At 60.0% G+C, this 12719-nt stretch carries 13 protein-coding genes and 2 pseudogenes; 9 read left to right on the plus strand and 6 right to left on the minus strand.

Annotated elements, in window-relative coordinates:
* Window positions 1-8: 8 nt before the first annotated feature.
* The 3 genes from RZE79_RS34000 to RZE79_RS34010 all read left to right on the plus strand — a co-directional run bounded on the left by RZE79_RS34000 (window position 9) and on the right by RZE79_RS34010 (window position 2771).
* Window positions 9-1196, plus strand: coding sequence for a low temperature requirement protein A (locus tag RZE79_RS34000; RefSeq protein WP_373696607.1), 1188 nt, complete (start codon window positions 9-11; stop codon window positions 1194-1196).
* Entirely contained in the window at window positions 1193-1789 is a 597-nt protein-coding gene (locus RZE79_RS34005; protein WP_319361840.1) for a DUF924 family protein, read from the plus strand. The genes RZE79_RS34000 and RZE79_RS34005 overlap by 4 nt, the downstream gene beginning before the upstream one ends.
* 67 nt (window positions 1790-1856) lie before the next feature.
* Complete coding sequence (locus RZE79_RS34010) at window positions 1857-2771, plus strand: LysR family transcriptional regulator (protein ID WP_319361841.1); 915 nt, start codon at window positions 1857-1859, stop codon at window positions 2769-2771.
* 12 nt (window positions 2772-2783) lie between these two features.
* Here RZE79_RS34010 and RZE79_RS34015 read toward each other — a convergent pair whose 3' ends face one another.
* Window positions 2784-3383, minus strand: a complete 600-nt coding sequence (locus RZE79_RS34015; RefSeq protein ID WP_319361842.1) for a hypothetical protein — start codon at window positions 3381-3383, stop codon at window positions 2784-2786.
* On the opposite strand from RZE79_RS34015, the gene RZE79_RS34020 reads away from it, so the two are divergent.
* Complete coding sequence (locus RZE79_RS34020; protein WP_319361843.1) at window positions 3377-3559, plus strand: hypothetical protein; 183 nt, start codon at window positions 3377-3379, stop codon at window positions 3557-3559. The two genes, RZE79_RS34015 and RZE79_RS34020, sit on opposite strands and share 7 nt — an antisense overlap.
* Before the next feature lie 189 nt (window positions 3560-3748).
* Here the strand turns inward: RZE79_RS34020 and RZE79_RS34025 are convergent, their stop codons facing one another.
* Window positions 3749-4645: a response regulator transcription factor gene (locus RZE79_RS34025; RefSeq protein ID WP_319361844.1), complete on the minus strand. Its 897-nt coding sequence runs from the start codon at window positions 4643-4645 to the stop codon at window positions 3749-3751.
* Window positions 4646-5378: 733 nt separating this feature from the next.
* Here RZE79_RS34025 and RZE79_RS34030 point away from each other — a divergent pair.
* Together RZE79_RS34030 and RZE79_RS34825 are read left to right on the plus strand one after the other, a co-directional pair.
* The gene (locus tag RZE79_RS34030; protein ID WP_319361845.1) at window positions 5379-5783 is read left to right on the plus strand and encodes a lysozyme inhibitor LprI family protein; all 405 of its coding nucleotides are present in this window, start codon (window positions 5379-5381) and stop codon (window positions 5781-5783) included.
* 273 nt (window positions 5784-6056) lie between these two features.
* Window positions 6057-6804: pseudogene (locus RZE79_RS34825) on the plus strand (LysR family transcriptional regulator); the annotation flags it as partial.
* A gap of 186 nt (window positions 6805-6990) precedes the next feature.
* On the opposite strand, the gene RZE79_RS34035 reads toward RZE79_RS34825, so the two are convergent.
* Window positions 6991-7341, minus strand: coding sequence for an H-NS histone family protein (locus RZE79_RS34035; RefSeq protein WP_319361846.1), 351 nt, complete (start codon window positions 7339-7341; stop codon window positions 6991-6993).
* Window positions 7342-8565: 1224 nt separating this feature from the next.
* A pseudogene (locus RZE79_RS34040) lies at window positions 8566-9582 on the minus strand (IS110 family transposase).
* A 357-nt stretch (window positions 9583-9939) separates the two neighbouring features.
* On the opposite strand from RZE79_RS34040, the gene RZE79_RS34045 reads away from it, so the two are divergent.
* The 3 genes from RZE79_RS34045 to RZE79_RS34055 all read left to right on the plus strand — a co-directional run bounded on the left by RZE79_RS34045 (window position 9940) and on the right by RZE79_RS34055 (window position 11318).
* Window positions 9940-10173 (plus strand): hypothetical protein, encoded by a 234-nt coding sequence (locus RZE79_RS34045; protein WP_319361847.1) that lies wholly within the window; start codon window positions 9940-9942, stop codon window positions 10171-10173.
* 21 nt (window positions 10174-10194) lie between these two features.
* The gene (locus RZE79_RS34050; RefSeq protein ID WP_319361848.1) at window positions 10195-10971 is read left to right on the plus strand and encodes a winged helix-turn-helix domain-containing protein; all 777 of its coding nucleotides are present in this window, start codon (window positions 10195-10197) and stop codon (window positions 10969-10971) included.
* Between the two features lie 203 nt (window positions 10972-11174).
* Window positions 11175-11318 carry a hypothetical protein gene (locus RZE79_RS34055; protein WP_319361849.1) on the plus strand — a complete coding sequence of 48 codons (144 nt, stop codon included), beginning with the start codon at window positions 11175-11177 and terminating at the stop codon, window positions 11316-11318.
* 90 nt (window positions 11319-11408) lie between these two features.
* Here RZE79_RS34055 and RZE79_RS34060 read toward each other — a convergent pair whose 3' ends face one another.
* Together RZE79_RS34060 and RZE79_RS34065 are read right to left on the minus strand one after the other, a co-directional pair.
* Window positions 11409-11846, minus strand: a complete 438-nt coding sequence (locus tag RZE79_RS34060; RefSeq protein WP_319361850.1) for a hypothetical protein — start codon at window positions 11844-11846, stop codon at window positions 11409-11411.
* A 2-nt stretch (window positions 11847-11848) separates the two neighbouring features.
* The gene (locus tag RZE79_RS34065) at window positions 11849-12715 is read right to left on the minus strand and encodes an OmpA family protein (protein ID WP_319361851.1); all 867 of its coding nucleotides are present in this window, start codon (window positions 12713-12715) and stop codon (window positions 11849-11851) included.
* Between the last annotated feature and the right edge of the window lie 4 nt (window positions 12716-12719).

The following is a 12719-nucleotide window of genomic DNA, read 5'->3' on the forward strand; positions in this document are numbered from 1 at the left end:
CAATGACCATGTCGCACAGGCCCGCTGCGGGCCACCATCCCCTGCTGCGCCATCGCGATGGCCACCACGCGCGCGTGACCTATGAAGAACTGTTCTTCGACCTGGTCTATGTATTTGCGGTGACCCAGCTTAGCCATGAACTGCTGCACAACCTCACGGCCTTTGGCGTGGTCGAGACGTTGATCCTGTGGTTCGCCGTATGGCTGGGTTGGCAGTACACCTGCTGGGTCACCAACTGGTTCGACCCCGAGACACCGCGCATCCGGGGCCTCATGTTCGCGACCATGTTGCTCGGGCTGGTCATGGCAGCCAGCATTCCGAAGGCCTTCTCCGATCGGGGGCTGATCTTCGCGGGCGCCTATGCCGCGATGCAGGTCGGGCGAACCGCCTTCATCGCACTGCAATTGCCTGGCGGTCATCCGCTGGCGCCCAACTACCGTCGCATGCTCGGCTGGGTATCGATCTCGGCGATCTTCTGGATCGCCGGTGCGCTGACGCAGCACGAACTGCGTGCCTTGCTGTGGCTGACCGCCATTCTTTGCGAGTATGTCTCGCCGATGTTCGGTTTTGCCTTGCCCGGAATGGGGCGCTCCCGCACGCAGGAATGGACCATCGAAGGCGGTCATCTGGCCGAACGCTGCCAATTGTTCGTGATCGTCGCGCTGGGTGAAACGGTTCTGGCCAGCGGCGCCACGCTTGCCGATGCCTCAAGCTGGGACATGTCCATCGTGCTGGCGCTGCTGGCCACCTTCGTCGGTACATTGGCCATGTGGTGGCTCTACTTCGGCACCTCGAGCAAGGATGCAACGGCGGCCATCACACACTCGGAGGACCCGGGCCGGATTGGTGCGTATTTTCATTACGTTCATGCCATTCTGATTGCGGGGGTTATCGCATCCGCGGTTGGCAACGATCTGGTGTTGGCGCATCCGCATGCGCGTCCCGGCGCGGCCCAGATTGCCATCCTGCTCGCCGGCCCAGCGATCTATCTGTTGGGCAGCGCCATCTACAAGCGGGTCGTTTATGGCAAGGTGCCGACGTCGCACCTCGCGGGCGTTCTGATGCTGGCGGCCCTGTTACCGGCGGCCCTTGTCGGGGATATGTTGGTCATGGGCTGGCTGACCACCGCGGTCGTGCTGGTGGTGAGCTTTTGGGAAGCCCGCCTGTTGCGCAGCCGCAGCAAGAACAGCTCATGAACGCCAAAGCCGACGCCGGGACGGCACGCGTGCGCACGGCTACCAGTGCACGAGGCCAATTGTTCGATGCGGCCAATGTCGTGTGCTTCTGGCGTGCGGCCCATGCCGACTGGTTCAGCCACGATCCGGCGTTCGACCAGCGATTTGGGGAGCGCTTTTTAGGGCTGCATCTTTCGGCGGCGCGACGCGAACTCGACACCTGGGCGCATGTGCCCGAGGGGTCGCTGGCGTTGCTGATCCTGCTGGACCAGTTCCCGCGCAATGCCTTTCGCGAAACCGCCCACATGTACGCGACCGATCCCTTGGCTCGGCACTTCGCGCGCATGGCGCATACGGCCGGGCACATGGAGGCGGTCGACGCGCAGTTGCGCCTGTTCTTCTGCTTGCCTTTCGCACACTCCGAGGCCCTCGCTGACCAGGATCTTTCAGTGGTACTCAACGCTCGACTGGGCTCGACCGAGCGCTCGCATGCTGAAGGGCACCGCGACATCATCCGTCGCTTCGGTCGCTTTCCACACCGCAACCATCTGCTGCTGCGCGAGACCACCGCGCAGGAGCAGGCCTTCTTGGATCAGGGCGGCTTCGCTGGGTGAGCGCCGCTCGTTCGACCTTGAATCATCTTTATCTCCGCGCCGAGCAGCATTCGAAATCTAGAGCCTGATGGACAAGCTCGATCAATACCGCGTTTTTGTACAGGTGGCTGAGATGGGCAGCTTCATCAAGGCAGCCCATGCGCTTACCTTGCCGCGCGCCACGGTATCCGCTGCGATCCAGCAACTGGAGGAGAAAATAGGAACGCGCCTGCTGAACCGGACCACCCGTCAAGTTCATCTAACGGCAGATGGCGTGCAATTGCTCGCTCGCTTGCGCCCCCTATTGGCGGACGCAGAGGATGTCGAGCATCTATTTCAGAGCAGTCAGCGGCAGGTCGCTGGTCGGCTGCGGATCGACGTGCCCAGCCGCATCGCCCGGCGTCTCGTCGTGCCTGCCTTGCCGAGTTTGCTACGGCGCTATCCGCGGCTGCAGTTGGTGCTCGGCTCCTCCGATCGCGCCGTCGATCTGTTGCAGGAAGGCGTCGACTGCGTCGTGCGCGTGGGGGCTTTGCATGACAGCAGCCTGGTGGTTCGCCCGCTGGGGCATATCGCCCTCGTCAATTGCGCCAGTCCAGCATATCTGCGCGAGCATGGCATTCCGGAAAAACCGGCTGATTTGCTCAAGGGGCATTGGGCAATCGGCTACGCCTCACCGTCCAGCGGCCGGGAGCTTCCCTGGGAGTATCTCGACGCCTCGGGCCAATCCCAGGAGCTGACTTTGCCTAGTCGCATCGTTGTTAACAACGCCGAAACCTACATCGCAGGTTGTCGTGGCGGCAACGGTCTGATTCAGATCCCTCGCTTCGACGTAAAGCACCTGCTGGATCGGAGCGAACTCGTTGAAGTCATGCCGGCGCATCGAGCGTCTCCAATGCCGGTCTCGCTCTTGTATCCGCATCGACGCCAGCGTTCGAGGCGTCTTGTTGCGTTCGTGGAGTGGTTTTCAGGATTGATGGAGCCTCACCTTGAGCGCGGAGCCTGAGGTTACTTCAGCTCATTTTCCGATCACGTCATAGACACGCAGAATCCATGAAATCTGGTAGGTCAAGCTCAGCACGGCGAAAGCGACGTGGAAGCGCGCATTGGTGGTCAAGGAAGCAACAACACACAGCACCACATAGGCGGCGGTTCGTACTGCGTATTCGTATCCTTGTGCCGCTAGATGCTCCTGACCTTTGATCCAGGTATCTGCAACATCAACGAGATACGCCGTCGCCAGCAATGCGAAGAACCACCTGCGACGCGACATGAAATAGTCGCGGTAGCCCGTGTATTCCGCCAAATCATCCGGAAAAAGAACAGCGCAAAGAAGATAGTAGAGCGCAGCGTAGCCGACGACGAAAACGTAGGTCTCGAAACGCCACACTTGCAGGTGCGAGAGGGAGAACTCCCACCACCAGAAGTGCATCATCGACAGCAGCAAGGACACCACCCACAGCAGATGCACCCCGTAGGCACGTTTGCGCCCAGGATGCTGAACGAATCGAGCCACGCCGGAAAGCAGCCGCGCTATGCCAAGGCTTACCACCATGCTGAGCACGATGCGAATGTGGGAAAAAATGGCTGGGTCAACCATCGGAGGAGAAGATGCCATCAGATTCAGTTGCAAAGAGATTCGGTGCAGCCAAGCAACGCCGCAACACATTTGCCATGAAGGCTTGCCTCATCGAGTTGGCTATTGCCTATGATCGTATCGGCATTGCGTTTCACCCGCACGCACATTTCAATCTCGTCGGGGTGGGACGTTGGACGAGCACCGTGTTCGAGTGATGTGGCCTGTCCTCGCTTATCGCAGCGCAGCTCTCCTGCGTCTTTTCAGATACGCGTGCCACAGAGCATCTCATGCGCTTGGCCCAAGCGCACAAGGGAGTGCAACGGCGATCGCATCAGTAGCTGACGAATGAGCTCTCTAGCACGGTTCGGCGATCCTGTTCGGAGGTTCCGGGATCGACCGACAAATCAACACTGTTGTGTGCGCTCGTGTCCGCTAGAAATTCCGCGCGCGAATGCCGCCCCATCGTGCGCAGGGGCGAACGCGCCTGAGTTATCAAAAGACTGAACAAATGGCTCGAACACCCAAGCGTTCATGCTGCTGGCCTCATCGCAGCGCGGCGGATGCGTCACGTCTGATTCACCGCCAAGCGATGCTTCCAACCGATATCCGCGTCCATAGACAGCCTGCAAACGGAAGCCGTTCGTCGCCTTGAGGTGGAGCTTGTGACGCAAACGATAGATATGACTGTCGAGGGTGCGCGAGGCGTTCTCCTCATCGCTCCCAGCGCTCTCTAACAGATGTGAGCGAGACAAAGTTCGTCCGATGTTCTGAAACAGTTTGAGAGCTATATCGAACTCTCGAGGAGTCAGCTCATACCGCTCCAGCAAGTGGGTCGCACCGATTTCTCTACGGAGAACGGCGCTATGCGAGATGCGGTCGAACTCCCACGGTCCAACGCGTACGAGCCCTCCCGTCCCGCGTTGGCCTTGGCGATTTACCAGACGCTGCACGCGTGCACGGAGTTCGTGCAGGTGAACCGGCTTCGCGATGTAGTCATCCGCCCCCAGATCCAACGCCTGAGCCAGATCGAGTTCCGAAGCTCGCGATCCAACAGCAACGATCGGAACGCAGTCCCTGCGCCAATTGCGCAACCATTGCAGGACTCTCGGACCACTTCCATCGATGAACTGCCATTCGAATATCAACAGATCGAAGGACTCGCGAGACAAGTTTCGTTGTAGGGCAGCCTCTTCCCTGAAAGTCTCACAGACGACCGGTGTGTTGCTGACTATCTGCGTCTCAAGCAACTGCGCAAACTGGACCAGCTGATTCGGATCCCTGTCGAAGATGGCTATGCGCATGGTCCTTGGTCTCGCGAGGAGAGCGCAACAAAGTGCGATGTATACACAGTGGAACGAATAGTTTCAGCTCAGTCTGAGGAATGCAGCTCGATTGGAGCTCATTGCGCAACACAACTCAGCCCCCGTTTCAGCTCCGCCACTTTTATTGCAATGACGGGGCGGCCCGAGATGCGGTGAAGCACGGCTACACCCAGTTGAGACTGTATTTCTTCTTCACATTCACAGCTTTCAAAAAAATTGTTCACTTCTATTTTTCTTCGATTTTGAGGAGCTGGAAACGCAAAGTTGTGGCAACCCTTCGAACGCCTACGCCGGCGGTTTCCCCATCGGATCCAGGCCACTTAACTACGTAGCCGGACGTGCCCGCACCTCCGCATTTTGGATCTCGCTCCAAAAGCCCCCGACAAGACTATCCATGCTGCATTTCGCGTCATCGTTAGCCGCTCCAGGGCTGGACGCAAGTTTGCTTCCGAGGGGATACTCCTAGCGCTATCTATGCGCGCTTGCAGCCCTAGCTGCTGGGCTCCGGCCAAATACAGTCATGTCCGGAACCGCAGAAATTCCATTTCTCTGGAAGGACTCGAGTGGAAGTTACAGCGCCACCGGATCTTCGGATGCATCGAGTTGCTCTTCAGGTGCGGCGTCGGACTCGTGATATTGGAAGCCACGGATCAAGACGCATTTCAAAAAGAAGAACATGTCATCTCAATTTTTAATTTAAACAGGAAAAATAGTGAAAGTCTCAGCACTACTTCTCGGCTTGTCTCTCGCCATTCCCGGCATTTCGTCGGCTCAGGAAGATTGCACCAACGCGTCGGATCAATCAACCCTCAACCAGTGCGCTGGCAAGTCCTATGCGAAAGTTGACGCCGAACTAAATGCGATCTATGGACAGATCAGAGGACGATTGAAGGGCGACCCGGAAACGGCCAAACTGCTTGTTGTTGCACAAAGGGCTTGGGTGAACTTTCGCGACGCCGAGTGCACCTTTAGCTCATCCCTGAATAAGGGAGGCAGCATGTATCCCATGGTTGTTTCCGGTTGCAAGGAAGAGATTACTCAAACTCGGATCAAGGATCTTCAGACTTACCTCAATTGCAAGGCCGAGGACGGGGGCTGCCCTATGCCAATGAAATAGGCTCCTCGAGAAACTGCCCAACTTGATATCCCCGCTCTGCGTGAGTCTTCTCAAGCGACGCCACGGGCGGACTTGTTCGGCGGAGTTCCACTGTTTCGCGGCTGTCTTCACTCGAAGCTCGTCGAATGGCAAGCACACTTCGCGATCCAACGTGTCCAATCCACCCTGTTTTTTTTGACAGTCGGGCCGAAGAGTGCCCCCGCCACGGACACGATGGGCGGGAGCCGACGGCTACAGCCAGTGCCAAGAGTGCGCAGACGACGGGGCCGACGCGTGGGCACGCCGGCCGAAGGCGCATCGCACTTTGCGTTTGGCGCGTGCAAGTCGATCGTCAGCCGCCGTCATTTCGGCTTAAAGCGGAATTGGGCGTCCAGTTGCTTGCACGATCAACTCGCGGCTGTTCTCACTGAAGCCGGAGCCGCCTTCGAGACGATGCAGCCGGGGTCTGCACCGAAATCAACGTGGCCTGGGAAGCGATCCTGCCCGCGGGCGACTTCGCGGCCGCTTGCGCGTTGCTGAACCGCTTTCTTTGCGGCCGCTTTACTTCGCGGCGATCCTTGCACGACACCACCTACGACTTCACATCGAAACCTGCTACATCGATCGCTTGCCGATCTCATCGCAAAGGGTTGCGACTGTGCGGTACAGGTTGGCTCTCTTCGGGACTCTAGCCTGCTTGCAAGACGCACAGGCGCAACCCACGGGAAGCTCATCGCAAGTCCGGACCATGTCAAGGCGCATGGTCGGCCGAGGCACTGGAGGGGCTCGTCGCCCCTCAGGCCGACCAATGCCGGGTACCGCGGTCCGACAGCATGTCGACGATCGCGCAGGGGCGCTTGAAGGCCGACGACGGCACTGCTCTGGTCGCCGCTGTCACAGCAGGACTGGGGAACGCTGACCTGCCCGGAATGGACCACCCATGAATATGGGCCACCGGGGCGCTCGTGCCAATCATGGCACGTCGATCCCCGGCAGGTGCGCATATGCCCCGCCAAGCGAGCATCCCGCAAGGAAGATGAGGTCTTCACAGAACTCCTGATCTCGTAGTGCGACCGGTCGCATCAACCTGCCCGAACTGCACCTGTCCGAACGGTGCATCGACTGTGATGATTGGTGGGCGCCAAGGGAAAACTGACGACACCTCTCTTGTCGAGTTCGGATGCGGCCGGCTCACGCATCCGGACGGCGCACTTGGCGGCGGCGAGCCTCAGGCGAGCAGATCTTCAGCCAACTTTCCTGCCTCCAGGGCCGCCTTGAACCAAAGGGGGCGCGGGCCACGGCCACTCCAAACGTTGCCCTGGTCATCCTTGTACTTTGGGACTCTGGCCGCAGCGATTGTCTTCTTGGTCTTTTGGGGCTTTCGAGTTCCCTTTTCCTTGGACATAACCGCTTTCCCGCGGCCTTTCCCAAAGCCAAGCTCTTCCGCGGTGAATCCATAAACCGAAATTGCCTCCTTGATCCGACTGAGTACACCGTCGGCCTCCTTTTTCCGCAATTGATCGGCCTGGCGCTGCAACTGCGCGATCTGGTTTTGAACTTGAAGGAAGGTCTTTGCCATAGGTCTCGATCTTAAAAAAAGAAAGAGCTTAAACCGAATTCTTCCTCCTTTCATGTCGGTGAAATTCCCTACTTTTGAAATTTCGAAAAGCAGATCTATACCTCATTTTGGGAGAATCATTTTTTAGTGCATTCACGGCGAAGCATCATCTTCCCTTTCTGCTACAGCAATCAGCATTTTCTCCTTCCGCCCGTAGCTCAAGGCATTGCGAGAGTCCATAGACTGCTGTCCCCGCTGGCTTGGCGAATCTGAAGGCTGGCCGCCTTGAGTCCGAGCATGCGAGAGGCATCAAGGATGATCTCGTCGCCCGTCGACCCAAAATTTGAAGTCAGCACGTGAATCACACCGCAGCAATCTCGTGCGGAGAAATCGGTTCTGGCTTTCGAAGGCCTGAGGAGAATGCTCTCACGGTCTCGAGGACATGGATCGGTTCGCTCGGCGGGAGAGGCAACTCGGGCAAAGCCGAAGCTCGCGCCTGTTCCACAGACGCCTCGACTCGCGCACGCTGGAGGCGCCCCAAGCCGTGCACAACCCTCAACCCGCACGAGCTGTTCCACCAACTCCGCCATCACGCCAATGGGCCCCTCGTCAAGCGCGTAAGAGCCCGCCTCGCGAGGGCGGCCTCGGCATAGAGATGATCGGCCGCTCCGCGCGCCCCAGCAAGCCTGATGCAGAAAAGCAGCACTGCGCGCCAAGATCGCGCCTGAGTTCGTTGACGAGCGGCCCCTTCCATCGGCGAGGCCTGCCTTGTCAGGCCGCTTGGGCGCGTTCACACCCATCCGATGGTCACCCATTCGCCGTCTCCGTCAAGAGGGACGCGCAAATATCTGCGACTGTCCCGCATATCTTGCCAAGCTGCATTCCCTGTCTCTTCGTTCGGCGCGCACTTGGTTCTCGAAGTTGGTTGCGCCGTTGCGCACCAGTCACCCATCAGGATCAAGGCATGCACACCTTGCAGCGGCGTGAGCCCCTGGCTGCATTCACAGCCCCAGAAAACCCTCTGTGCCCCACCGCGTCCAATCCTCGCAGCCAGACGAGCCGGCTGCACAATGTCTTGGCTTCACCTATCGGTGATCCAGCCCCATTTGGCTCGCGTTGCGGGCGCAACGAACCCATCAACATGGGAGGGATCGGTGCCAGCGTGCAATCAATTTTGATGGTTCTTCCAACCCATCTGTAGGCACTACCGGCACCGTCCCATTTATCGTCTGATTCCCGCCTGCATCAACTGAATGCCCTGCCCGCGTCGAACGGGGTTCCGTCCTTGATAACGTGGTAGCAGGCGCGTGCGAGCTTGTGCGCGACCGCCTTGATCGCGACAACAGACAAGCTGTCAGCGCATTTCTTCTGGTACCAGCGTTTGATCGTCGCGTCATAGCGTACGGCGAAGTGCGCTGCTTCAATGAACGCCTAAGACAAATACTTGTTGCCGCATTTGACGTTCCCCACGCCTTTTTTTTTGCCGTTAGATTCGCGCCGGCTGTCCACCATGCGAGCATAGGAAGCGAAGTTCCCCGCGCCGGCAAAACGGCCGATGTCCCCCGTCTCCAGTGCGATGGTCACGGCCAGGATTTCACCGATGCCGCTGACGGTCTTGAGCGCCTGGTAGTCCTCGCGCAGCTTGACCTTGGCCAGGATGCTGCGCTCGAGCTGATTGACTTGGCAGTCGATGCATTTCATCACTGCCAAGTTCGCCTTCAAGGCCTGCTTCTGCTCGTCAAGCAACTCCATCGCGTTGATGTTTTCGGGCTCCCATCGCTTGATCGCATTGCCCGTCGCTCGTGAACCGAGATTGCGCGCCATCAGATTCTCAATGCTCAAGATTTGGGTGCAGCGCTGGCGTACGAGCTGACTGCGCTTGCGCAGCAGGTCGCGGACGGCACGTTCTTCTCGGGGGTAGATATAACCGACAGGCAAGATACCCAATCGCAACAGGTGCGCGAGATGGCGTGCATCGCTGAAATCGCCACCGTGCTTGAGTCCGTCGTACTGCTTGACCGCGGCGGTGTTGACCAAGTGCACGGTGAAGCCCGCTGCCTGAAGTCCGTCGACCAGCCAGTACCAGTTGTAGGTGGACTCCACCGCCACGCCACGCACCGAACCCGCGCACGCCCGAAGTGCCGAAACGATGGCATCGAGATTGTTCGGAAGACGCCTCGCGTAGACAGTCCGATCCTGCTCGTCGAGAACGGTCACAACACTGTTGTTGGAGTGCAAATCAATCCCCGCATAAAGTTCCATGTCGGTTTCCTTCGTGGGCTCAATCGGTTGAATGGGAATCCAAACGATAGGCCAGTGAACGGAGGCCGACCCTTCGCGGGCTAGATGTTTATCAATATTGTGGGAGGCCGTGTACGCCGCGCGCCAGATGCAGCTTGGCGGGGCCTGCGACGCAGGCGCCTGTGAAAAAGACTGCGGGCAAAAGGTGAACTCCCGGACATTTCAGCCGATGTCCGGACCGGGATCGTCACGGCCGTCCGGTCGCTCACGTACGCGCTGCTGAAAGAATTCATCAGACTTCTGCCCCGCAGCCCCCGCTAGCATCCAAGGACCCGCACGGCCTGCGCTGCGACGGGGGAAAAAAGGAGCAAAAAAATCGTGAAGTGGATCGCGGCTGGCTTTGTGGCACTGGTTCTTGCCGTGCTGTCGTTCAACGCATTCATTGCCAACGACCTGAGCCGCCAGTCCAGCGGTAACCGGCTCATCGCCATGCTCACCGACCTGTACGGCTGGCTGCTGGGCAGCATCGGTGCCATTCCCACGGGCATCCTGTTCGCGGTGTGCGCCGTGGGGATCATCGTGCTCGCCGTGCGGGACGGCAAGGCAACCTGAGCCATGTCTGTCACCACGCGCGTGGCCCTGCTCGACGAGCACGGCACAACTGGGCTGCAGTTGCTGCACAGTCTGCCCCGCCTGGGTTACGACGCCCTCCACTTCTCCGGCCTGACCGACTTTTTTGAGTCGCTGGACCGCGGACAGCAGATCGACCTGTTGCTCTTGGTGGTCGAGAACGAGTTGGCGTCGCGCAGCCTCTTCGCGGCCTGCCGAGCCCTGAACATTCCGACGCTGCTCATCGTGCGCGACAAGCGCTGGGAACAGCTCATGCCCTGGCGCGATGCACCAGGCTGGGACGATTTCGTCGAGTTGCAGGGGGGCGACATCGAGGACGCCATCAACGAGCTGGCCTGGCGCATGCGCACCCTGGTGCTGCGCGCGCGCCATGCCGCGCAGACCGCCAGCATCGGCCCAGCAGCCTGGGGCCCCTACCGCTTTCTTGACATGGCTCACACGGTGCTGTTGCGCGACCGCCGCATCCGCCTGCAGCCGCGCCAGTACGCCTTTGCCGTCACCTTGTTCCGCAACGCCGGGCAGGTCATCACGCGTGACTGGCTGTGGCAATCGATCTGGGACAAGACCACGCCCTATGAAGGCACACGCGTGCTCGACGTGTGCGCGGCCAATATCCGCAAGCGCCTGCACCTGTGCGCCGAGAACGGATATGAGCTGCGGGCGGTCTACAAACAGGGCTACCGACTGGTGCCCTTGTCGGCGACCTCTGCACACGCGGAAAAGCTGAAACTTGGGCGATATGGCGGAAAACCGAACGCCAGCCTGATCCTGAATTTCTGACGCACCTTCTCGTGGGGATGTGAGGCCGGACCTAGGGGGCTTTTCAGGTGGCTACCCTCACACCTACAAGCAGGGCCAGACGCCGCCTGCTGTCAAGCGACGACAGTCAGACGCCCAGATCGTCGGTCACAGCGAACGTCGTCAGGAACTCACTGGCAATAGCAATCGATTGGGGCAAAGCCAAGCTCAACGAAGGTGCTTGGGTGCTCGACATGTGCGAGGCCAACATCCGCAAGCGCCTGAACCCGTGCGCCGAGAACGGCTACGAGCTGCGCGCGGTCTACGAGCAGGGCTACCGGCTGGTGGTGCCCCCGTGTCGGCGATCTCTGCCCACGCGGAGAAGCTGAAATTTGGGCGACAAGGCGGCAGACCGAACGCCCGCCTGATCCTTCATTTTTGACAGCCCCGGCCCCGAGTGGGGCCGGGGCCAGCGGGCGTCAGGCGTCTACACCCACCCGCACGAGCCGGGCCGGCCGCAGCCGGCCGTCTAGCGACGCCAGCCAAGCGCCCAGGTCCTCGTTCGCCACGGGCGTGAGCAGCAACTCGAAAGAGCGCTGCGCGCGCAGCTCGAGGGGCACCGTCTCCACACTCTTCAACTCCGACCGATGTGTGAGATACAGCAGCGGCAGCATCCAGTCAGCCGCCCGATGCATCTCAGGCACACGCGCGACAGTCTTCTGCGCGTCTGCATGCAGACCCACGATGATGCCGTCAAAGCGCTGGCCCGCCTCCAAGACTTGAATCAGGTCAGACATTCGCACGAAAGGAATGAAATCAGCCCCTAACGCCGTCAGCGAGTTGCCGGTGCAGGCACGCTGCAATGCGTCGGAGTCCACCAAAGCGATCCGATACCCCGAAGGGGCGGGCACGTTCATCGTCACTGCTCTCCTGCGACGTCGAGCTCAACGCGCCGGTTGGGTTGCAGGCACTGCAGTAAAGCTGGGGAGTTGCGGGTACCTTCGCAGTCGGAAACCACCGGCTGGCGCTTGCCCATACCTACCGTGCGGATCAGCTTGCGGTCGATACCCTGCTGTACCAGCAGCTCGCGCACGGTGTTAGCGCGCTCGAGCGACAGTGCCTCGTTGTAGGTGTCGCTGCCCAGCCGGTCAGTGTGACCGGTCACCACAATGTAGTGCAGCGACTTGAAATTGTTGCGCAACTCGCCGCCCAGGTGCTCCAGTCGCGTGCGCCCTGCGGGCAGCAGGTCGGTGAGCGAAGCGCCGTCGAAACGGAACAGCCCGTCGGCACTGAGCGTGACCTTCTGCGGCGGTGCCAGCTTCGTGTTGGCCGGGATCGGCGTGGCCGCCGGCGGCTGCGCGAGCAAGGCGCAGTCAGGGTTCTTCCACCAGCCGCCGGTCATCAGCTCGTTGCCGTTGAAGCGCACCATGTACTGGCAAGTGGTGTAGTCGCTGCCCTTGCCTGTATAGAAGTGGAAGATGTAGTTCCACTCGCGCACGCCCCACAGGCCTTCGCTGAAGTGCGGCCAGCCGAGCAACTCGCGCAGCTGGTCCTTGCCCATGCCCGGGCGCACACGCTGGAACTTGTCGGTGCCCGGGAAAGCGCCCTGCTTCCACTTGGCGCTGCCCAGGTCCGGAAACTCCTCGGGCTTGGGCGCCGACGGCTTCTCAGCCGCGGCGCGCGCCTGCGCTTCCTTGTCGATGGCGGCGCCGGGTGATGCGCAGCCTTGGAGGACTGCAAGCGATGCGGCAAAGGCGACCGCGGACAGGATTCGATTCGTATTCATTTTT

This window comes from Variovorax sp. EBFNA2 (assembly GCF_033802765.1).
Taxonomy (GTDB): Bacteria; Pseudomonadota; Gammaproteobacteria; order Burkholderiales; family Burkholderiaceae_C; genus Variovorax; species Variovorax paradoxus_H.